Genomic DNA, 20,893 nt, shown 5'->3' with positions numbered 1-20,893 from the left:
GCCTGGCCGGGCTACGGTTTCGTGCGGTCTGGTAGCCCGGGTAGGGCGTTTACGCCGCAGCCCGGGATCTTGCTTACTCGCGAATCAGCCGCGCCGTGTGCTGTAGCGTTTTATACGCTTCATAGCGCCGCTGATGATCGGCGCTATACTGGGCAACGCAGCGGTAGGTTTTATCCACCCGGGTAAACTGCTTCATCGCTTCCGGCAGGGACGGGGCGATCTGGCCGGCCACCGCGCCGAGAATCGCCGAACCTAACAGCACCGGTTCGCTGGATTCGGTACTCACCACGCTCACTCCGCAGGCGTCAGCCAGCAGCTGGCGCACCAGCGGATGCTGCCCGGCTCCGCCGCTGATGACGATATGCTCGCTGTGGATGCCGCACGCCTTCTGGGCGTCAATAATCTGCCGCAGGCCGTAGCCGATGCCGCACAATCCGGCGACGTAGAGCGCCATCAGGTTGTCCAGATCCCGCTCCATCCCCAGCCCGGCGATAATCGCTTTCGCGTGCGGGTCGGCCAGCGGCGCCCGATTACCTAAAAATTCAGGCACCACGTGCAGCCCGGCGGCGAGTGTGACCGCGGCAGAAGGACGCTCCACTTTCGCCAGCACGCTATCGGCAAGATAAACCGGCAGCGGGACGCCGCGCGCCCTGGCCAGCGCCTTAGCCTCGGCGGCGGCGGGATGGAAGCTCAGCAGCTGGTCGATGGCCGCTCCGGCCGCGCTCTGCCCGCCTTCGCTCAGCCAGAACCCCGGCACCATCGCCGAGTAATATGGCCCCCAGACGCCGGGCACGAACACCGCTTCCTGAGTGGTGGTCATGGTGCAGGAGGAGGTGCCGAAGACGTAGGCCATATTGTTAACCGCGCCGTTAAGCACGCCGACGGTGCCGATACCGCCCGCGTGGGCATCGATCATCCCGACCGCCACCGGAGTACCGACCGGCAGGCCCATCTCCTCTGCCGCCGTGGCGCAAAGGCCGTCGCCGCAGGGGGTTCCCGGATCGACAATCCGCTGGCCGATGCGGACAAAATCTTCATCCGCCAGCTCTTCGAGGCCAATCTGGCGGAAGTAGCTGGCATCCCAGCGTTGTTCATGCGCCAGGTAGGTCCATTTACAGGTCACGGTACAGACCGAGCGGGCTAAATCGCCGGTTGAGCGCCAGGTGAGATAATCGGCGAGGTCGAAGAAGTGGCGCGCCTGCTGATAAATGTGCGGGCGGTTCTCCTTCAGCCAGAGAATTTTCGGCGTTTCCATCTCCGGCGAGATTTTACCGCCGACGTACTGCAGCACCGCGTGGCCCGTGGCGTTGATCTTTTCCGCCTGCCCGGTGGCGCGGTGATCCATCCAGACGATAATGTTGCGCTCCGCATCTTCCGAAGGCCCGACCGCCAGCGGGGCGTCGTTATCGCCAATCACCACCAGCGAGCAGGTGGCATCGAAGCCGATTCCGGCAATCGATGACGGCGCGACCCCGGCGCTGGCCACCGCCGTTTTAATGCAGTAGCACACCGCCTGCCAGATCTCGCGGCTCGACTGTTCGACCACGCTTCCGGCGCTGCGAAACAGGGTAATTTCCCGGGTCGCGTGGGCGAGAAGCTCGCCCCGCAGATTGAACACCCCGGCGCGAACGCTGCCCGAACCGACATCGACGCCAATAATATGTTGCGTATCGATTTGCATAACATCCTCTCACACAGTCTGGTTGAACGGTCAGAGATCCACGCTGTTCGGCAGGATCACAATGTCGCGCACGGTGACGTTTTTCGAGCGCGTCACCATAAACAGCACCGACTCGGCCACCTCAATCGGCTGCATCAGGCTGCCGTTGGCCAGCGCTTCGTCCATTTTGGCTTTCGGCCAGTCGTCCAGCAGGGCGGTGACTACCGGGCCCGGCAGCACGGCGCCGACGCGCACGCCGTACTGCGAAACCTGGCGGCGGGTAGTATGAACAAACGCCTGGACGGCAAATTTCGACGCGGTATAGATAGGCTCCCAGATCACCGGCACCACCCCCGCGATAGAGCTGGTGAAGATAATGTCCCCGGACTTTTGCGCGATAAGATGCGGCAGGACGCTACGCACGCAGCGGAAGGCGGCGTTGGTATTGAGGTGCAGCACGCGGTCCCAGACGTCCGGATCGCCCTCGGCCACCGGCCCGCCGATGTAAGATCCGGCGTTGGCGTGGAAAATATCGAGACGCCCGGTAAGCTGCAAAATACCCTGCAGAATATTATCGACCTGATCCGCCTGCATCAGGTCAACCTGCAGGGCGAAGGCGTTTTCGCCGAGTTCGGCGACAAGTTTGTTGAGCTTCTCGCCTTCACGGTCGATAAGCACCACTTTTGCGCCAGCGCCCAGCAGGGTTCTGGCGCATTCGAGGCCGATACCGGACGCCGCGCCGGTAATGGCGGCGACTTTACCGCTAAGGGAAGTATTCATAGAGGAGACAGAGTGGTTCATTTTATAATCCTTTACAGAGTCTGGTTGGAACTATCGAACGCGAGGGCATCGCGTTCGACGCTGGAGACGAAAACTTGTTAAGGTATTGAATATGAGCGTCATTTTTTTGATGTTCGCTGGCGTATTCACGCTGAATGCGTTAATACTTCGGGAAGTAAAATGGAAGCTCAATCGATGAAGCTCATGTTGCGCTAGCTTCATCGATTGAGCAAGTGGGGAAATTAACAGCGAAATGATTTTGTGACGCAAGTTGGGAAAATGAAGAAAATCACGATTTACGACCTGGCGGAACTGTCCGGCGTTTCGGCGAGCGCGGTGAGCGCTATCCTCAACGGCAACTGGAAAAAGCGCCGCATCAGCGCGAAGCTTGCCGAAAAGGTGACGCGGATTGCCGAGGAGCAGGGCTATGCGATTAACCGCCAGGCCAGCATGCTGCGCAGCAAAAAATCGCGCGTCATCGGTATGATTATCCCCAAATACGATAACCGCTATTTCGGTTCGGTGGCGGAGCGCTTTGAGGAGATGGCCCGCGAGCGCGGCCTGCTGCCGATTATCACCTGTACGCGCCGGAGGCCGGAGCTGGAGATCGAAGCGGTAAAAGCGATGCTCTCCTGGCAGGTTGACTGGGTGGTGGCCACCGGGGCAACCAATCCGGACAAAATTACCGCCCTGTGCCAGCAGGCAGGCGTGCCCACGGTCAATCTCGACCTGCCGGGCTCTGTCGCCCCGTCGGTGATATCGGATAACTACGGCGGCGCGAAGGCGCTGACCCACAAAATCCTCGCCAACAGCGCTCGCCGCCGGGGAGCGCTGGCGCCGCTGACCTTTATCGGCGGGCGCAGCAGCGACCATAACACCCGCGAGCGTTTACGCGGCTTCCACGATGCGCATCGGGAGCAGGGGCTGGTCGTGCCGCAGGAAAATATCCTGGCGCCCGGCTATTCAAAAGGCAAAGTTGAGGCCTGCCTGCAGGAGCGGTTTGCTACCGCGAAGACCCCATTGCCGGGGCTATTTGTCAACTCGACAATATCGCTGGAAGGGGTGGTGCGTTGGCTGTCGCAGGCGGGACTTACCGGCAGCGAGCAGCCGCCGATGGGCTGCTTCGACTGGGACCCGTTTGTCTATCTGCTGGGGCACGATATCGACATGGTGCAGCAGGACGTGCCGGCGATGCTGGAAGCGGTGTTCACGATTATTGACGCCGGCGAGGCCGGGCAGCAGCGGATTGAAATCCCGCCGCTGTTGATGAGCAGCCGCTGATCCGGCTGCCGCCGTTAGCGCGTCAGCAGCCAGCGGGCGGTGTGCTCGTCGGTCACCAGGCCGTTGATCCAGCCGCCTTTAAGCGCCGCCAGAATCGCCGGACGTTTGTACTCGCCGCATGCCACCGCGATGCGCGGGCACTGGTTCTGGCGGATATCGTAGCTGGTGATCATTCTGTTGATTTCGCTCTCCACCACGCCACCTTCGGCATCGATAAAGCGTCCCATGATCTCGCCGATGCCGCCGCGTGCGGTCAGCTCATCCATCTGCGCCTGATTGATAAAGCCATCTTTGAAGATGGGGCTTTGGGTACCTAATGGCCCAATGCCGACAAAAATAACGTCCGCCCGGCGGGCGACGGCGGAAACGCTGCGAAACAGCCGGCTGGTACACCACATGTCGTACTCGTCCTGGGTCTGCGCGTAGCGCGGCGCGGGCCACTGATAGTATTTGGCCTTAATTTTGCTGGTCAGCAGCAGCGGGACGTCATCGTAATAGTTACATTGGCCGTCGGCGTCCATGGCGCTGATCAGGGCGACGCAGCGGGTGTTCAGACTGTCGAAGTCGATGCGCTGCAGCGCTTTTTTCAGGGTCAGGCCGGAACCCAGGCCGATGATTTTCTCTTTATCATCCTGCAGATAGCGGGCCATCAGCTGATAGCAGCCGAAGGAGACGCTATCCAGGGTACTTTCTTCGTTAAAGGCGGGGACGATATTGCACTCGATAAGCCGGTACTTCTCCTGCAGCAGCTGCGCATAGTCGAGGCAGTTCGCTACCGGGTGGTGCAGGCTAATCGACACAATCCCTTCTTCTTTCGCGGCGGCGATCAGCCGCTGTACCACCGGCCGCGACGTGCCAAGCTGGCTGGCGATCTCGCTCTGATTCTGCCCGGCGATGTAGTACATCCACGCGGCGCGGACCTTTTGATCCAGCCGGATATCATCTTCTTTGCTCATGCTTTCCTGCCCTAAGTGTCGGGCCGCGGCGATAATTTCGCCCGGCGAATACCCGCATTCTCGCCGTGGTCGGGAAAACTGGCAAGCTTTTGCTCTCTTATGGTCATTTGTAATTTTATTGGGTAATTGTTCTTTTGTGATCCGTGGCTCTTATTTTGGTCAATTGATCATTTACAGTGAGGCCATCAACTCAAGGAGAGCGGAACATGAACAATCAATTCACATGGCTTCACATTGGTCTGGGTTCTTTTCATCGCGCGCATCAGGCGTGGTATCTGCATCGTCTGATCGCTTCCGGAGATAAACGCTGGCACATCGCGGCGGGGAATATCCGCAACGACGCCGAACAGGTGGTTCAGGCGCTGGCGGCGCAGGGCGGGCGCTACGTGCTGGAAACCGTCAGCCCGGAAGGGGAACGTGAATATGAAGAGATCACCTCCATTCAGAAACTGCTGCCGTGGCAGGCCGGGCTGCAGCCGCTGATTAACGAAGGGGCAAACCCGCAGACCAAAGTCATCGCCTTCACCGTGACGGAAGGTGGCTACTACCTGAATACCCGCCATAAGCTGGAAACCAGCAACCCTGATTTGCAGGCCGATCTGGCAGGGGAGTGCAAAACGATTTACGGCACTATCGCGCGGATTCTGGAAAAGCGTATGGCGGACAACGCCGGGCCGCTGACTCTGCTGAACTGCGATAACGTGCGCCATAACGGCGAACGCTTCCACGACGGTATGGTTGAGTTCCTGCAGCTAACCGGCAAGCAGGTGGTGATTGACTGGATGGCCGCCAACACCACCTGTCCGAACACCATGGTCGACCGCATCACCCCGCGCCCGGCGGCGGACCTGCCCGCGCGCATCAAAGCGCAGACCGGCATTGACGATAAAGCGCCGGTGATGGGCGAGACCTTTATCCAGTGGGTGGTGGAAAACAACTTCCGCGATGAACGCCCGAACCTGGAAGCGGTCGGGGTTGAGATGGTGGCGTCGGTGATTCCTTACGAAGAGGCGAAAATTCGCATTCTGAACTCGTCGCACAGCTGCATTGCGTGGGCGGGAACGTTAATTGGCCAGCAGTACATTCATGAAAGCACGCTCACAGATTTCATCTACGCCATTGCCGACCGCTACGTTACGGAAGATGTGATCCCATGCCTCGGCGATAACGGCATTGACCTGCCGGCCTATCGCGACGTGGTGCTCAAACGCTTTACCAACCCATATATCCAGGACACCAACCAGCGCGTCGCCGCCGATGGCTTCTCGAAAATTCCGGCGATGATCGCCCCAACCCTGCAGGAGTGCTACCAGCGCGGCGTTCGCCCGCAAGCCACCGCCATGCTGCCCGCGCTGTTCTTCGTCTTTATGGAGCAGTGGCACAAGGGCACCCTGCCGTATGAGTACCAGGACGGCATCCTCGACGCCGAGGGGGTACATCAGATGTTTGAAGCCAACGATCCGCTGGCCCTGTACGCCCGCGATAAAGCGCTGTTTGGCGAACTGGCCGAAAACGCCGATTTCCTCGCGCTGATGCGCGAAAAAGTGGCGGCCGTTTATACGCTGATTAACTAAGAGGTGGCTATGTATCTGGGTATCGATCTCGGCACATCGGAAGTCAAAGCGCTGGTCATTGATGAGAACAATGAGGTTATCGCCAGCCATAGCGCGCCGCTGAGCATTCAGCGGCCCCATCCGCACTGGTCAGAACAGTCGCCGCAGTCATGGTGGGAGGCGACGGAGTATCTGATGACCACGCTGCGGGAAAAATGCGCCCAGCACTGGCCGGCCATTAAGGCCATTGGCCTTTCCGGGCAGATGCACGGCGCGGTTCTGCTGGATGCCGAGGGGGAGGTGATTCGCCCGGCAATCCTGTGGAACGACACCCGCTGCGCCGCGGAGTGCGCGGAGCTGGAAGAGATGGCGCCGGAGCTGCATCAGGTGGCGGGAAACCTGGCGATGCCCGGCTTTACCGCGCCGAAGCTGCTGTGGGTGCGTCGCCATGAGCCGGAAAACTTTCAGCGCACCGCCACGGTGCTGCTGCCGAAGGATTATCTGCGCTACCGGATGACCGGTAAAAAAGTCTCCGATATGTCCGACGCCGCCGGGACGCTGTGGCTGGACGTGGCGAAGCGCGACTGGTCCGACGCTCTGCTGGATAAATGCGGCCTGGCGCGCAGCCAGATGCCGACCTTGGTTGAAGGCTGCGAGGTCTCCGCCACCCTTGACCCGCAGGTGGCCGAACGCTGGGGGCTGAACGCCTCGGTAGCGGTAGCCGGAGGCGGCGGCGATAACGCGGTCAGCGCCATAGGCGTCGGCGCGGTTTCGCCCGGGGATGCGTTCATTTCGCTTGGCACCTCCGGGGTGCTGTTTGTGGTGACCGACGCCTATCGTCCGGCTCCGCAGTCGGCGGTCCATGCGTTTTGTCACGTGCTGCCGAATCTGTGGCATCAGATGAGCGTGATGCTCAGCGCCGCCAGCTGTTTGCAGTGGTTCTGCCGCCTGACCGGCACCACGGAAGTGGCGCTGCTGGAGGAGATTGCCGAACTTAGCGAAGAGGAGAAGTCCCACGCGCCGTTCTTCTTACCCTATCTCTCCGGCGAACGTACGCCACACAACGATCCTGACGCGCGCGGCATGTTCTGGGGCATGACCCACTCCAGCCTGCGCGCCCAGCTCGGCTACGCGGTGCTGGAAGGGGTGAGCTTCGGCATCAGCGACGGTCTGCAGGTACTGAAAGAGAGCGGTACGCAGATCGAACAATGTTCGCTGGTTGGCGGCGGCGCCCGCAGCCCGTTCTGGGCGCAGCTGTTGGCCGATATCCTCGATATGCCGGTGGTGACCCACAAAGGCGGTGAGACCGGCGGCGCGCTGGGCGCGGCGCGGCTGGCCTGCCTGGCGGCGGGCAAACCGATTACCGAAGTCTGTGAAAAACCGGAGATCTGGCAGACCTGGCGCGCGGACCCGGTACGCCATCAAACCCTGATGCGGCGCTATGCGCAGTTTAAGGCCCTGTATTTAAACGATCTGAACTATCGGCAGCATTAATTTTTATCACCATAACCGCTCCGGTGAACTGACCGGAGCGGCCTCCTGTACCCTAAAAACGAGGTCATTATGTCCATCAATAATAAACAGTGGCTCGGTTTACCCCTGAACCTGCTCTGGGGATACATCGCCATTGCCGTATTTATGACCGGCGACGGTTTTGAACTGGCATTCCTGTCGCACTACATCAAAGAGCTCGGGTTCTCCCCGGCGCAGGCATCGTTCGCCTTTACCCTCTACGGCCTGGCCGCCGCGCTGTCGGCGTGGATCTCCGGCGTGGTGGCGGAAATCATCACGCCGCTGAAGACCATGATGATTGGCTTCGTGCTGTGGTGCGTGTTCCACGTGCTGTTCCTCGTTTTCGGCCTCGGTCACGCGAACTATGCCCTGATCCTGGTTTTCTACGGCATCCGCGGCTTCGCGTATCCGCTGTTCCTTTACTCGTTTATCGTCGCCATTATCCACAACGTGAAAAGCGATAACGCCAGCTCGGCGATCGGCTGGTTCTGGGCAGTTTACTCGATCGGCATCGGCGTGTTCGGCAGCTATATTCCGAGCTTTACCATCCCGCATATCGGCGAGCTGGGGACCTTGTGGCTGGCGCTGGCTTTCTGCGTCACCGGCGGCATCATTGCGCTGGCTTCCCTGCGCCATATTAAAACGCCGCACCATATGCAGAACCTGACCACCCGCGAGAAGTTTGCCGAACTGGGCCGCGCGGCGACGCTGCTCTATACCAACCGCAATATTCTGCTGTCGAGCATGGTGCGAATTATCAACACCCTGTCGCTGTTCGGCTTTGCGGTGATTATGCCGATGATGTTCGTCGATGAGCTGGGCTTTACTACCTCGGAATGGCTGCAGGTGTGGGCGGTCTTCTTCTTCACCACCATTTTTTCGAACGTGCTGTGGGGCATTCTGGGCGAAAAACTGGGCTGGATGAAGGTGGTGCGCTGGTTCGGCTGCATCGGCATGGCGCTCTCCAGCCTGGCGTTTTATTACATTCCGCAGCACTTCGGACATAACTTCGCGATGGCGCTGCTTCCGGCTATCGCTCTGGGGATCTTTGTCGCCGCGTTCGTACCGCTGGCGGCCGTTTTCCCGGCGCTGGAGCCGAAGCACAAAGGCGCGGCCATTTCGGTATATAACCTGTCGGCGGGGATGTCGAACTTTCTCGCGCCGGCCATTGCGGTGATTTTGCTCCCGTTCTTCAGCACCATCGGGGTGGTGATCGCCTATACCGCGCTGTACGTGGCGGCTTTTTTCCTCTGTGCGTTTATTCGCGTGGAGCAGCCGGGTTTTACCCACAAGGAAGCGCCGGCCAGCGAGCAGGTGGAGTTCTCTTAAGGTGATGCGGCCGGCATGCCAGGCATGCCGGCCTTAATGAGGTGGATGATGAGTATTCAGGCAGTGATTTTTGACATGGATGGCGTAATTATTGATTCCGAAGCCCTGTGGCGGCAGGCGCAAATCGACGCCCTCGCGCAGTGGGGGGCAGCGGCGAGCGTCGAGGAGTGCGAAACCCTGACCAAAGGCAAACGCCTCGACGATATTGCCCGCACCTGGTGCCGCTATTGCCAGCTTGAGCTTGCCCCGCAGCGGCTTGAGGCCGCGATATTGCAGCGTATTACCGGCCTGATCGCTGCCGAAGGCGAGCCGATGCGCGGCGTGCATGAGGCGTTACGCTATTTTCGCCATACCGGTTATAAAATTGCCCTCGCCACCTCCTCGTCCCGGCAGGTTATCGCCGCCGTGCTGAACAAGCTCTCGCTCTGGCACTATTTTGATGTGATTTGCAGCGCGGACGATGAAGCGCAGGGCAAGCCGCATCCGGCGGTGTATCTGACGACGTTGGATAAGCTGAATCTCGACGCCAGCCGGTGCCTGGTGATCGAAGACAGCTTCAACGGCTTTAGCGCCGCCCGGGCGGCGGGGATTGCCACGATAGTGATTGCCGAAGATAGCCAGCACGCGCGTTTTCAGGGCGCCGCTGGGCGCTATCGGGCGCTGCCTGAACTGCTGGAAGCCCTTACCGCCGAGGCGGAGGCGGTCGAATAACTCACCCTTTCGTGAGCGCAGAAAATCCCGGGATGTACACGGTCGGTTACTCTCTTTTCTGCGCTCACGCCCCCCTTTTTCACCATGCCGATCCGCCTCACATTTCGCTTATCTTTTGTGAAAACAGTCACGCCTTATTGTGCCAATGCCCAAATTTATTGCCTTGCTTAGCGGTGTTTGTCCGAGGCACTGCTGCGTAATTGTGCTTAGATTAGATATTGAAACATCTTTTCAATAATGTGAAACCACTTTGCCGATTTGCTTCTATCGATCGGATTTGGCCGTGATAAGGACCGAGCATGAAAATTGAATCTGTAAATGTCACCGTTTTCCAGTATCCCACGCGTCGGGTTTCCGACAGCGCCGGGCACTCCCATCCGGGGGCTGAAAGCATGGCCAAAATGGCGATGCTGACCATCACCGCCGATGATGGCGCGCAGGGCTTTTCGTTTGCGCCTCCGGAAGTGGTGCGCCCGTTCGTGGTGAATACCTTTTTCCGCAAGGTGCTGGTGGGGCAGGACCCGTTTAACCGCGAGCGTATCTGGCAGGATCTTAACCACTGGCAGCGCGGCAGCGCTCACCAGCTGACCGAGCGCGCGCTGTCGTTTATTGAACAGGCGCTGTGGGACCTGATAGGCCGCAGCCTCAAGATGCCGGTTTACAAGCTGCTCGGCGGCTATCGCGACACCGTCCCGGCCTACGGCAGTACGATGTGCGGCGACGATCTGCCGGGCGGTCTGTCGACCCCGGAGGAGTATGCCGCCTTTGCCGAAAAGCTGGTCGCCCGCGGCTACAAGGCCATCAAGCTGCACACCTGGATGCCGCCAATCTCTTTTGCGCCCAATCCCAAAATGGACATTAAAGCCTGCGCGGCGGTGCGCGAAGCGGTGGGGCCGGATATTGACCTGATGATTGACGGCTATCACTGGTACAGCCGCGCCGAGGCGCTGTGGATCGGCAAAGAGCTGGAAAAACTCAACTTCGCCTGGTTTGAAGAGCCGATGGAGGAGGATTCGATGTCCTCCTACGCGTGGCTGGCGGAAAACCTGTCGATCCCCATCGTCGGGCCGGAGAGCTTCGGCGGTAAGCACCGCATGCGCGCCGAATGGGTGAAAGCCGGAGCCTGCGACATTCTGCGCGCCGGCGCTAACGGCGTGGGCGGTATTACCCCGACCATGAAGGTCGCGGCGCTGGCGGAATCTTTCGGCATGGATTGCGAAGTCCACGGCAACGGCGCGGCAAGCCTGGCGGTGGTCGGGGCGATCCGCAACTGCCGCTGGTACGAGCGCGGCCTGCTGCATCCGTTCCTCGACTACGATGAACCGGCGGCTTATCTCAATAGCATTGTTGACCCGATGGATGACCAGGGCTTTGTGCATCTGTCACAACGTCCGGGCCTCGGCGAAGACATTAATTTTGCGTATATCGAAGCCAATACCGTTAGCCACGACTGATTCAAAAAAATAAATGCCCGATGGCGCTGCGCTTATCGGGTCTGCGGCCCGGTAGACCGGATAAGGCGAAAATGCCGTCATCCGGCAACATGTACCCTACAGTACAGGCAAACAGAGATATGAAAAAAACCTCCCGACTGGCAGCGTGCTTGCTCGCGCTCGCCGTGTCGATGGGGAGCGGGGCGGCGATGGCGAAAACGCCGCCCGACCAGCTCATCATCGGTATGAATATGAATAACCTGCTCACCCTGGACCCGGCGGCGATGACCGGTAATGAAGTGGTGGGGATCGTGGTCAACCTCTACGACTCGCTGGTGGAGCTTGACCCTGAGCAGCTCACCAACGTTAAGCCCGCGCTGGCGAAATCCTGGGATATCAGCCCCGACGGCAAAACCCTGACCTTTCATCTGCGCGACGACGTGAAATTTCACTCCGGCAATCCGCTGACCGCCGCCGACGTGGTGTGGTCGATGCGGCGCATCCTGCACCTCAACCTGGCGCAGGCCTCGGTATGGAAATCCTACGGCTTCAGTCAGAAAAACATCGACGGCCAGGTCAGCGCGCCGGACCGCTTCACGGTGCAAATCGAGTTACCCAAAGATAACGATCCGCAGCTGGTGATTTACTCGCTGGCGGCGCTGGGCAACCTCGGGGTGCTCGACAGCAAAACGGTGCAAAGCCACCAGCAGGATAACGACTGGGGTAACCGCTGGCTGACCACCCATGAAGCCGGCTCCGGGCCGTTCACGCTGGAAACCTGGCAGGCGAAAGATGTGCTGCGCATGAAGCGCAATCCTGACTACTGGCGCGGCGAGGCGAAAATGAGCCGCGTGGTGCTGCGCCATTTCCAGGAGTCGCAAACCCTGCGCCTGATGATCGAAAAAGGCGACCTCGATATTGCCAACAATATGGCGGTTTCCGACATCAACGCCCTGCGCAGCGACCCCCGGCTGACCGTCGATGCGGTGCAGCGCGGCACCATGTACTACGTGGCGATGAGCATGAAAGAGGCGCACTTCGCCCATCCGAAAGTGCGCGAAGCGGTGCGCTATCTGATTGACTACCAGGGCATCAATAAAGCGCTGATGCCGGGCTACGGGGTGCTGCACCAGCGGCCGATTAAGGCGGGCATGCCGTCAACGCTGCCCGACCCGGGCTATAAGCTGGACGTGGCGCGGGCGAAAAAGCTGCTGGCGGAAGCAGGCTATCCCAACGGCTTTGATACCACGCTGCGGGTCCTCTCCGATCAGCCGTTCCTGAACATTGCTATCGCCGTGCAGTCGACGCTGATGCAGGCGGGGATTAACGCCAAAATTATCACCGGCACCGGTAACCAGATCTACGGCGCGATGCGCGAGCGTAAATTTGACCTGCTGGTAGGACGCGGCGGCAGCGGAATGGAGCCGCACCCGCACTCCAGCCTGCGCGCGCTGGTCTATAACCCGGATAACAGCGATGAGGCGCGCCTGACCAACTTCCAGGGCTGGCGCACCGGCTTTTACGACCCGCAGCTCAACGCGATGATTGACCGCGCCCTGCTGGAACGCGATGTGCAAAAACAGGTGGCCGACTACCAGGCCATCCAGACGCGCTACGACCAGCTGGTCCCGGCCCTCATTCCGCTTTCGCAGGTGGTCGATTCCGTGGTGGTGCGTAACGAGGTGCGGCAGTATCAGCCGCACCCCTCTGCCACCACTTTTCTGCGTGACGTCGATAAAGTCCGCGAAGGAGAGAAAGGATGAGTATCGCAATCCTTGCGCCCGGCTCACGCGGCCGGCGCTTATCAAAACGGCTGCTGCAGGTGGTGATTACACTGTTCGGCCTGCTGCTGTTGACCTTCACTATTGGCCGCGTCATGCCCATCGACCCGGTGCTGGCGATTGTTGGCCCGGACGCTGACCAGAGTACCTACCAGCAGGTTTACCATCAGCTGGGGTTTGATAAATCGCTGACCACCCAGTTTGGCATCTATTTCGTCAACCTGCTGCACGGCGATCTGGGCAACGCGCTGCTGACCGGGAAACCGGTGGTGGACGACATTATCCGCGTCTTCCCGGCCACCATGGAGCTGGCGACGATGGCGATTCTCGTCGGCGCGGGCCTCGGTATTCCGCTGGGCGTGCTGGCGGCGGCGCGGCGCAATAGCGTCTCCGATTATGTCGTGCGCATTATCAGCCTGGCGGGCTACTCGACGCCGATTTTCTGGGTCGGGATGATGGGGTTTTTAGTCTTCTACGCCTGGCTCGGCTGGGTGGGCGGCGCCGGACGGGTGGACCTTGGCCTGGACGGTATGGTGCCGCGCCGCACGGGGCTGATGACCGTTGATGCGCTGCTGGCGGGCAACGGTCAGGTCTTCTGGAACGCAATTAATCACCTGATTCTGCCCGCCTCGCTGCTCGGCTTTCACTCGCTGGCCTACATCAGCCGCATGACCCGCAGCTTTATGCTGGCCCAGCTGTCGCAGGAGTTCATTATTACCGCGCGGGTGAAGGGGCTGACCGAGCGTCAGGTCATCTGGAACCATGCGTTTCGCAATATCCTCGTACAGCTGCTGACGGTGGTGGCGCTGGCCTACGGCGCGCTGCTGGAAGGCGCGGTGCTGATTGAAACCGTCTTCTCGTGGCCGGGTTTCGGCTCCTACCTCACCGGTAGCCTGCTGCTGGGCGATATGAATGCGGTAATGGGCTGCGTGCTGCTGGTGGGGGCGATCTTCGTGATGCTCAACCTGCTCTCCGACATGCTGTATCAATTCTTTGACCCGAGGACAAAATCATGACCGTTTCTCTGGATTCGCCGCTTTCGAGCGGCACGGGTGAAGGCCGTCAGCGGCTGCAACGCGCGGCGGCGCGGGCCGTCGGGTTTATCGGCAAAATGGCGCGCAACCCGCTAACGGCCATCGGCGGCGGAATTATCTTTCTGCTGCTGGTGGTGGCGATTTTCGCGCCGCTGATTGCGCCGTATAACCCGCTGGTACAGGACCTCAACAGCGCGCTGGTCGCGCCCAACGCGCAGCACTGGTTCGGCACCGATGAGTTTGGCCGGGATATCTTTAGCCGCCTGGTGTACGGCTCGCGCATCACGCTCTATATCGTGCTGCTGGTCTCGGTGACCGTCGGTCCGCTCGGGCTGCTGCTCGGCGTCAGCGCCGGCTATTTTGGCGGTAAGGTCGATATGGTGCTGATGCGCGTCACCGATATTTTCATCTCCTTCCCGAGTCTGGTTCTGGCGCTGGCGTTTGTCGCCGCCTTAGGGCCGGGGCTGGAGCACGTGGTTATCGCCATCACGCTTACCGCCTGGCCGCCGATAGCGCGCCTGGCGCGCGCCGAAACGCTCTCTCTGCGCCAGGCCGATTTTATCTCCGCCGTGCGTCTGCAGGGCGCTTCATCGGCCCGCGTCCTCTGGCGCCATATCGTGCCGCTGTGTCTGCCCTCGGTCATTATCCGCATCACCATGAATATGGCCGGGATCATTCTGACCGCGGCCGGTCTCGGCTTTCTCGGGCTCGGCGCGCAGCCGCCGGAGCCGGAGTGGGGGGCGATGATCTCCAGCGGGCGCACTTACATGATGGAGTGCTGGTGGGTGGTTACGATTCCGGGGCTGGCGATTCTGATCAACAGCTTAGCGTTTAACTTCTTAGGAGATGGCCTACGTGACATCCTCGATCCTCGCAGCGAATAATGCTCCGCTGCTCGACGTGCGCGATCTGTGCGTCGACTTTGTTAACGGCAGCGCGGTGACCCATGCCGTGCGCGGTGTCTCCTTCCAACTGGGGCGCGAAAAGCTGGCCATTGTCGGCGAGTCCGGTTCAGGTAAATCCACCGTTGGGCGCGCCCTGCTGCAGCTGCATCCGAAAAAGGCCCGCGTCAGCGCCAGCCGGATGCAGTTTGCCAACCTCGATCTGCTGCATCTTACTGAAGCGCAGATGCGCGGCAAACGTATCTCCATGATTATGCAGGACCCGAAATATTCGCTTAATCCGGTGGTCTGCGTCGGTAAGCAAATCGCCGAGGCCTGGCTGACCCATCATCCGGGACGCAAAGATGAGGCGAAGGCAAAGGCGCTGGAGATGCTGGAGGTGGTGCGTATTCGCCAGCCGGAGCGCGTTTATCAGCTTTATCCGCATGAGATATCCGGCGGACAGGGGCAGCGCATCATGATTGCCATGATGCTGATTACCGACCCGGAGCTGGTGATTGCCGATGAGCCGACCTCCGCGCTGGACGTGTCGGTGCGCCTGCAGGTACTGGGCCTGCTGGATGATCTGGTTCAGTCGCGCGGGCTGGGGCTGATTTTTATTAGCCACGACATCAACCTGGTGCGCAGCTTTTGCGACCGCGTGCTGGTGATGTACGCCGGACGGGTGGTGGAGTCTATTGCCGCCTGCGATCTCGATAACGCCCGCCATCCCTATACTCAGGGGCTGATTAACTCGCTGCCGGATATGCAGCATCGTCGCCCGATACTGCCGGTGCTGCAGCTCCAGGCCAGCTGGTTAACGGAATAAGGAGTGGATGATGATTGAAGTTCAACGTCTCAACCTCGCGTTTGGCGAAGGGGAGAAGCGTAACCAGGTGCTGTACGACGTTAATTTCCACGTTAAGCCCGGCGAGATCTACGGTCTGGTGGGGGAGTCCGGCTCCGGCAAAACCACGGTGCTGAAGTGCCTGGCGGGGCTGTTTACCCACTGGCAGGGGGAGTTAACCATAGACGGGCAGCGCTTAGGGCATGAGATTAGCCGCGAGCGCTGCCGTCAGGTGCAGATGGTATTTCAGGACCCGTACGGATCGCTGCATCCCCGTCACACCATTGGCGATATCCTTGAAGAGCCGCTGCAGATTCATCGCATTCACGATCGCGACCGGCGGATTCATGCGCTGCTGGACAAAGTGGGCCTCAATCGTGCGTTTCGCGAACGCTATCCGCATCAGCTTTCCGGTGGCCAGCGGCAGCGCGTGGCGATTGCCAGAGCGCTGATCCTTGAGCCGCAGGTGCTGCTGCTGGATGAGCCGACGTCGGCGCTGGATGTGTCGGTGCAGGCCGAGATCCTCAACCTGCTGGCGGAATTGCAGCGGGAGGCTAAACTCACTTACCTGATGGTGACCCACGATTTGGGCGTCATTGCCCATTTATGCCAGAAGGTGGCGGTAATGCAGTACGGGAAAATCCTTGAAACCCTGACGGTCGATGCGCTGGTCAACGGCGAGGCGCAAACGGCCTATACGCAGATGCTGGTAAACGCCAGCCGGCAATATACGCGCGAAATGGCGCGCGAGGTGGCGGCATACTAAGCGATATGGCGCATTGTCTCGCGGGCACTGCGCCCTGTTTTTGGATAAAACTTTGAAATGATATGTATTAATAGTTATAAATATCGTCTATTAATGTAAAAGTGGTGTTTAGATCTAAAATGAAAGTATCTGTTGTATGAGTGAAAATATGTGGAATCATAACTTGTGTTTATTATTCACTTTGAAATAAATAACCAGATTCGCTTCAAATCTCAAAATATTCCATGCTGTAAATTCATTTAAACCTTGCTAATTGCAAGGAAAAACTGCGTATTACGCCTCCAGATCCGCTGAGTAATAGAGTAAACTCGCCTGCGAATAATCTTAAGTTATCAGCTGCGTCATAAAGGATTACCGTATTTAGAGTAGGGTACCCATGCCGCTTATCCACTTGATTACTATTCTCAGGGAACAGGATGGAAAAAACATATACGATTAATGGAATAATTACATTTATTCCTCAACGTGGTGCTCTAATACTCATTGCTGACGAGACGAAAACGGTTTCATTAAATATGCCGGCCAGCCGTTGTTTATTGCTGCTTATTCAGCAGGATGGCAAAACCGTTGCCCGCGAAACCTTTTTCGAGGAAGTGTGGATAAAGCATGGCTCCCAGGTAACCAGCAACGGTTTCTACCAGAATATTTCTCTGCTGCGCCGGGCATTTAAAGAGCTGGGCATGGAGGGCGATATTATTATTACGCTGCCGAGGGTTGGCGTCAGGCTGGATGCGACAATATCGGTGACGGAGTCTCAGCCGTGCGAGATGGAGAAGGCGCCGGAGCCACAGGTGCCCGTAGACGGGCCCGTGTACGAGGAGGTCGCGGCTGCGAGTGTGCCTGAAAAAAAGCGGTTAAGGCCGCGATGCTCTCTGTTATGGGGGCTTGCGGCGCTGCTGAGCTGTCTGGTCGGCGGTTTTGTTGCGTGGCAAACAGAATTCGACTCTTATTTGCAAACTTATTCGCCCATAATTGCTAAACTTTCGCAACAATGTCATTTCTTTGCCAATAATGATGTGGTTGATCACGTTCGTCATGTCAATTTTATCAAGCGCAGCAAATTTGAATGTGAAGAATACTCGTGGATTTATTTGACGCTTTATCCCGGGCAAGCGCGGGTGTCGGTGATTCGCTGCCGTCAGCCATTTAGTCAATGGCGTGATAATCAATGCCTCACCAAATATTACATTAAGGAGGTAGCCAATGCGCCCGCGTGAAATTAAATGGTTAATCGCTATCGTATTTATCGGGGTGCTTAGCGGAATAATGATAAAATCCTGGCAATACTGGCAGCGCAATCATTTCCAGTGCAGCGGCGAGATGCGGCTAATTAACGCAGGCTACCAGGGCGATATTTCCTTACGCTACGTATTTGATAGCAGCCGCGGGCTGGCGATGGTCCGGGGGGAAATTACGCCGCCGCAGGGCGCTGCGTTTACCATTAATCAGAACATCTGGTTTAGCTTTACCCGCGACGGCCAGCACTACTTCCTGCGTTCGGAAACCGTCTCAGCCAGCATCGGCGAGACCGAGCAGGAAGAGCATGTAAAGCGTATCCTGCCAGCGTTTTTCCTCCAGCCGCAGGTGCCGTTTTACCTTAACATCCAGCGGCTCAACGAACGTACCCGGCTGCTGTATACCAGCCGGGCGCCGTCTTTGCTTTGCGAAACCTGATTAACGTAGCAGCGGGCAGTCCGGCGGCAGCCGGCAGCGTAGCGCGGCCGGTAACAGCTCCATACGGAAGGTTTTGCCGGTTAGCGGTTCACCATCGAGATTAAACGTCATCTCGTGGGGAGCGGTGATCTCGAACCACGATGAGACGCCGTCGATAATATTCGGCGAGGTTTCCGGATTGGCCAGGGTGCTGAACAGCGCGGGGATTAGCTCTTCGCCGGTGAAAATGCGCAGATGCAGCAGGCCGTCGTTGATTAACGCTTCCGGGCACAGCTGCTGGCCGCCGCCGGCCTGGCGCCCGTTGCCGATGCAGATGACCAGCGCGTCGCCATGCCAGTGAAAGTTCTCGCCGCGGATTTCCCAGCGGTCCGGCTTAAGCGTATCCATGCGCATCAGGCCGTGGATTAAATATGAGACGCCGCCCAGCGCGGCCTTGAGCTTCTCCGGGGTTTCGGTCGTGATTCGGGTGCCGAAACCGCCGGTGGCCATATTAATAAAACCGGTCTTATCGTTAACCCGTGCAACATCTATCGCCACATCGCGGCCAACGATGGCCAGCTTCAGGGCGCTGGCCAGATCCTGGGGGATGCCGACGCTGGTGGCGAAGTCGTTCGCCGTGCCCAGCGGTAAAATCCCCAGCGCCAGATTGCCGTCGCGCTCCACCAGCGCCGTCGCCACCTCATTGATGGTGCCATCGCCGCCGCCGGCAATCACCGTTTCGACGTTCAGCGTCAGGGCTTCATCGATAAACCGAACGGCATCGCCCTTTTCCCAGGTGACGCGGACGTGAATATCGATACCTTCGTCGCGTAACAGTTTAACCGCCTCTCGCAGGGACGGTTCATTGGCGCCTTTACCATTCAGAATCAGTAAGCTGGCTGGAAACGTGGACATTATCAGGGGACCTTTGTTGCTCAATGATGCATAAAGTGTACCGCATGCGGAAAGGGAAGGCCGGGAGAGTGATAAAAAAATAAGCCCGCGTAAGGGAGATTACGCAGGCTAAGGAGGTGGTTCCTGGTACAGCTAGCATTTATGGGTTATGTTTTTCAGCGAAATGGATGATATCTGCTTTGAACGAACCGGTATGTGATCCGTTTCTAATATCTTTACATCGTGAAAAAATAACCCAAATTAACTAGTTACTGTGCGGGTTTCGGGTCGTCTGACCAGTAAAATTACGCATCAGCAGCGCATACTGCAGCGCCATATCTTCCGGAACAGGCAACCATACTGTGTGGCCATCGCCCGGCGCCACCGGCATGCGTTCGCCTTTGCCGTTTTCCATATGCTCGAGGGTAAAGTTAACGTTGCCCTGCGGGGTCATCAGCTCAAGGCTGTCGCCGACGGAAAATTTGTTTTTCACTGCCACCGCCGCCAGCTGGCCGTTGCGCTCGCCGGTAAATTCGCCGACAAACTGCTGGCGTTCGGAAACGGAGTAGCCGTGCTCGTAGTTCTGGTAGTCATCGTGCGTGTGGCGACGCAGGAAGCCTTCGGTATAGCCACGGTGCGCGAGGTTTTCCAGGGTATCCAGCAGGGAGGTGTCGAACGGTTTGCCAGCGGCAGCATCGTCAATGGCCTTGCGGTAGACCTGAGCGGTACGGGCGCAATAGTAATGTGATTTGGTGCGGCCTTCGATTTTCAGCGAGTGGACGCCCATCTGGGTCAGGCGCTCAACGTGGGCAATCGCGCGCAGATCTTTCGAGTTCATGATGTAGGTGCCGTGTTCGTCTTCGAAAGCGGTCATGTATTCGCCCGGACGTTTGGCCTCTTCAATCATAAACACCTGGTCAGTCGGCGCGCCGATGCCCAGCGTCGGCTCGACGTTCTGCACCGGGATCGGTTCGTGCTTATGCACGATATTACCGACGTCGTCTTCTTTACCTTCCTGCACGTTATACTCCCAGCGGCAGGCGTTGGTGCAGGTCCCCTGGTTTGGGTCGCGTTTGTTGATATAGCCAGAGAGCAGGCAGCGGCCGGAGTAGGCCATGCACAGCGCGCCGTGGACGAAAATTTCGATCTCCATTTCCGGCACCTGGCTGCGAATTTCGGCGATTTCATCCAGCGACAGCTCGCGGGAGAGAATAACGCGGGTGAGTCCCATTTGCTGCCAGAACTTGACCGTCGCCCAGTTGACGGCGTTGGCCTGTACCGACAGGTGAATATCCATATGCGGGAAATTTTCGCGCACCAGCATGATCAACCCCGGGTCGGACATGATCAGCGCGTCCGGCCCCATTTCCACCACCGGCTTCAGATCGCGAATAAACGTTTTTAGCTTGGCGTTATGCGGGGCAATGTTGACCACCACATAGAATTTTTTACCCAGCGCGTGGGCTTCGTTGATGCCGAGCTGCAGATTTTCGTGATTGAATTCGTTATTACGCACGCGCAGGGAGTAGCGCGGTTGGCCCGCGTAAACGGCATCTGCGCCATAAGCGAAAGCGTAACGCATATTTTTCAGCGTTCCCGCCGGGGAAAGGAGTTCCGGTTTAAACATGATTTTCTCGTTCTGATGACAGGTCAGATTCGCCGCACCCGGTACGGCGAGTTGGGGAGTGCCCCCACATTAAGGGCGGGCATTGTAGCGCCGTGGGGGAGGGGAGTAAATATCAGTCGGGTATCTTTGGCGATAAGCGGACGGCAAATCAGTTCCGGGTATGCATCAAGCGGCCGCTATCTGCCGGTTTCAGCC

18 protein-coding genes are annotated in these 20,893 nt (G+C 58.7%); 13 read left to right on the top strand and 5 right to left on the bottom strand.

Annotated features, from left to right (window positions below; translation table 11 throughout):
• Nucleotides 1-73: 73 nt before the first annotated feature.
• Both MKleb_RS18375 and MKleb_RS18370 read right to left on the bottom strand, forming a co-directional pair.
• Nucleotides 74-1,681 (bottom strand): FGGY-family carbohydrate kinase, encoded by a 1,608-nt coding sequence (locus MKleb_RS18375; protein WP_025107796.1) that lies wholly within the window; start codon nt 1,679-1,681, stop codon nt 74-76.
• A 30-nt stretch (nt 1,682-1,711) separates the two neighbouring features.
• Nucleotides 1,712-2,461: an SDR family oxidoreductase gene (locus MKleb_RS18370; protein WP_025107795.1), complete on the bottom strand. Its 750-nt coding sequence runs from the start codon at nt 2,459-2,461 to the stop codon at nt 1,712-1,714.
• Nucleotides 2,462-2,719: 258 nt separating this feature from the next.
• Here MKleb_RS18370 and MKleb_RS18365 point away from each other — a divergent pair, with 258 nt between their 5' ends.
• Nucleotides 2,720-3,721, top strand: a complete 1,002-nt coding sequence (locus MKleb_RS18365) for a LacI family DNA-binding transcriptional regulator (RefSeq protein WP_025107794.1) — start codon at nt 2,720-2,722, stop codon at nt 3,719-3,721.
• Nucleotides 3,722-3,735: 14 nt separating this feature from the next.
• Here MKleb_RS18365 and MKleb_RS18360 read toward each other — a convergent pair whose 3' ends face one another.
• The gene (locus MKleb_RS18360; protein ID WP_014839020.1) at nt 3,736-4,677 is read right to left on the bottom strand and encodes a sugar-binding transcriptional regulator; all 942 of its coding nucleotides are present in this window, start codon (nt 4,675-4,677) and stop codon (nt 3,736-3,738) included.
• Between the two features lie 206 nt (nt 4,678-4,883).
• Here MKleb_RS18360 and dalD point away from each other — a divergent pair, with 206 nt between their 5' ends.
• The 12 genes from dalD (at nt 4,884) to MKleb_RS18300 (ending at nt 18,198) form a co-directional block, all read left to right on the top strand.
• Complete coding sequence (gene dalD, locus MKleb_RS18355; RefSeq protein ID WP_025107793.1) at nt 4,884-6,251, top strand: D-arabinitol 4-dehydrogenase; 1,368 nt, start codon at nt 4,884-4,886, stop codon at nt 6,249-6,251.
• Between the two features lie 9 nt (nt 6,252-6,260).
• On the top strand, nt 6,261-7,724 hold the full coding sequence (gene xylB, locus MKleb_RS18350; protein ID WP_025107792.1) for a xylulokinase: 1,464 nt from the start codon (nt 6,261-6,263) through the stop codon (nt 7,722-7,724).
• A gap of 69 nt (nt 7,725-7,793) precedes the next feature.
• Nucleotides 7,794-9,071: a D-arabinitol transporter gene (gene dalT, locus MKleb_RS18345; RefSeq protein ID WP_025107791.1), complete on the top strand. Its 1,278-nt coding sequence runs from the start codon at nt 7,794-7,796 to the stop codon at nt 9,069-9,071.
• 48 nt (nt 9,072-9,119) lie between these two features.
• Nucleotides 9,120-9,782: an HAD family hydrolase gene (locus MKleb_RS18340; RefSeq protein WP_025107790.1), complete on the top strand. Its 663-nt coding sequence runs from the start codon at nt 9,120-9,122 to the stop codon at nt 9,780-9,782.
• A 299-nt stretch (nt 9,783-10,081) separates the two neighbouring features.
• Nucleotides 10,082-11,236, top strand: coding sequence for a mandelate racemase family protein (locus MKleb_RS18335; protein ID WP_025107789.1), 1,155 nt, complete (start codon nt 10,082-10,084; stop codon nt 11,234-11,236).
• A 119-nt stretch (nt 11,237-11,355) separates the two neighbouring features.
• A complete protein-coding gene (locus MKleb_RS18330; protein ID WP_217076051.1) occupies nt 11,356-12,978 on the top strand; it encodes an ABC transporter substrate-binding protein in 1,623 nt (540 codons plus the stop codon).
• Nucleotides 12,975-14,012 (top strand): ABC transporter permease, encoded by a 1,038-nt coding sequence (locus MKleb_RS18325; RefSeq protein ID WP_025107787.1) that lies wholly within the window; start codon nt 12,975-12,977, stop codon nt 14,010-14,012. Before MKleb_RS18330 ends, MKleb_RS18325 begins: the two co-directional genes overlap by 4 nt.
• Entirely contained in the window at nt 14,009-14,914 is a 906-nt protein-coding gene (locus tag MKleb_RS18320) for an ABC transporter permease (RefSeq protein WP_217076050.1), read from the top strand. Before MKleb_RS18325 ends, MKleb_RS18320 begins: the two co-directional genes overlap by 4 nt.
• A complete protein-coding gene (locus MKleb_RS18315; protein ID WP_217076049.1) occupies nt 14,886-15,740 on the top strand; it encodes an ABC transporter ATP-binding protein in 855 nt (284 codons plus the stop codon). The genes MKleb_RS18320 and MKleb_RS18315 overlap by 29 nt, the downstream gene beginning before the upstream one ends.
• A gap of 10 nt (nt 15,741-15,750) precedes the next feature.
• Nucleotides 15,751-16,524: an ABC transporter ATP-binding protein gene (locus MKleb_RS18310; protein WP_025107784.1), complete on the top strand. Its 774-nt coding sequence runs from the start codon at nt 15,751-15,753 to the stop codon at nt 16,522-16,524.
• Between the two features lie 416 nt (nt 16,525-16,940).
• Complete coding sequence (locus MKleb_RS18305; RefSeq protein ID WP_025107783.1) at nt 16,941-17,741, top strand: winged helix-turn-helix domain-containing protein; 801 nt, start codon at nt 16,941-16,943, stop codon at nt 17,739-17,741.
• Nucleotides 17,728-18,198: a hypothetical protein gene (locus MKleb_RS18300; protein WP_014230103.1), complete on the top strand. Its 471-nt coding sequence runs from the start codon at nt 17,728-17,730 to the stop codon at nt 18,196-18,198. Before MKleb_RS18305 ends, MKleb_RS18300 begins: the two co-directional genes overlap by 14 nt.
• On the opposite strand, the gene yegS is transcribed toward MKleb_RS18300, so the two are convergent.
• Both yegS and yegQ read right to left on the bottom strand, forming a co-directional pair.
• The gene (gene yegS, locus MKleb_RS18295; RefSeq protein WP_217076048.1) at nt 18,199-19,092 is read right to left on the bottom strand and encodes a lipid kinase YegS; all 894 of its coding nucleotides are present in this window, start codon (nt 19,090-19,092) and stop codon (nt 18,199-18,201) included.
• Nucleotides 19,093-19,336: 244 nt separating this feature from the next.
• Nucleotides 19,337-20,698 carry a prephenate-dependent tRNA uridine(34) hydroxylase TrhP gene (gene yegQ, locus MKleb_RS18290; RefSeq protein WP_025107782.1) on the bottom strand — a complete coding sequence of 454 codons (1,362 nt, stop codon included), beginning with the start codon at nt 20,696-20,698 and terminating at the stop codon, nt 19,337-19,339.
• Nucleotides 20,699-20,893 lie beyond the last annotated feature (195 nt).

It is taken from the genome of Klebsiella sp. PL-2018 (genome assembly GCF_019048985.1).
In the GTDB taxonomy this organism is placed as follows: domain Bacteria; phylum Pseudomonadota; class Gammaproteobacteria; order Enterobacterales; family Enterobacteriaceae; genus Klebsiella; species Klebsiella michiganensis.
The sequence above is the reverse complement of the archived record's forward strand: the minus strand, read 5'-3'. Positions and strand labels throughout refer to the sequence as shown.

Bases quoted from the DNA above. Each gene is read 5' to 3' on its own strand.
- MKleb_RS18305 (WP_025107783.1), top strand. From the start codon at position 16,941: ATGGAAAAAACATATACGATTAATGGAATAATTACATTTATTCCTCAA.
- MKleb_RS18320 (WP_217076050.1), top strand. From the start codon at position 14,009: ATGACCGTTTCTCTGGATTCGCCGCTTTCGAGCGGCACGGGTGAAGGC.
- MKleb_RS18360 (WP_014839020.1), bottom strand. From the start codon at position 4,677: ATGAGCAAAGAAGATGATATCCGGCTGGATCAAAAGGTCCGCGCCGCG.
- MKleb_RS18330 (WP_217076051.1), top strand. From the start codon at position 11,356: ATGAAAAAAACCTCCCGACTGGCAGCGTGCTTGCTCGCGCTCGCCGTG.
- MKleb_RS18310 (WP_025107784.1), top strand. From the start codon at position 15,751: ATGATTGAAGTTCAACGTCTCAACCTCGCGTTTGGCGAAGGGGAGAAG.
- MKleb_RS18335 (WP_025107789.1), top strand. From the start codon at position 10,082: ATGAAAATTGAATCTGTAAATGTCACCGTTTTCCAGTATCCCACGCGT.
- yegS (WP_217076048.1), bottom strand. From the start codon at position 19,092: ATGTCCACGTTTCCAGCCAGCTTACTGATTCTGAATGGTAAAGGCGCC.
- MKleb_RS18300 (WP_014230103.1), top strand. From the start codon at position 17,728: ATGCGCCCGCGTGAAATTAAATGGTTAATCGCTATCGTATTTATCGGG.
- MKleb_RS18365 (WP_025107794.1), top strand. From the start codon at position 2,720: ATGAAGAAAATCACGATTTACGACCTGGCGGAACTGTCCGGCGTTTCG.
- dalD (WP_025107793.1), top strand. From the start codon at position 4,884: ATGAACAATCAATTCACATGGCTTCACATTGGTCTGGGTTCTTTTCAT.
- yegQ (WP_025107782.1), bottom strand. From the start codon at position 20,698: ATGTTTAAACCGGAACTCCTTTCCCCGGCGGGAACGCTGAAAAATATG.
- MKleb_RS18375 (WP_025107796.1), bottom strand. From the start codon at position 1,681: ATGCAAATCGATACGCAACATATTATTGGCGTCGATGTCGGTTCGGGC.
- xylB (WP_025107792.1), top strand. From the start codon at position 6,261: ATGTATCTGGGTATCGATCTCGGCACATCGGAAGTCAAAGCGCTGGTC.
- MKleb_RS18325 (WP_025107787.1), top strand. From the start codon at position 12,975: ATGAGTATCGCAATCCTTGCGCCCGGCTCACGCGGCCGGCGCTTATCA.
- MKleb_RS18340 (WP_025107790.1), top strand. From the start codon at position 9,120: ATGAGTATTCAGGCAGTGATTTTTGACATGGATGGCGTAATTATTGAT.
- dalT (WP_025107791.1), top strand. From the start codon at position 7,794: ATGTCCATCAATAATAAACAGTGGCTCGGTTTACCCCTGAACCTGCTC.
- MKleb_RS18370 (WP_025107795.1), bottom strand. From the start codon at position 2,461: ATGAACCACTCTGTCTCCTCTATGAATACTTCCCTTAGCGGTAAAGTC.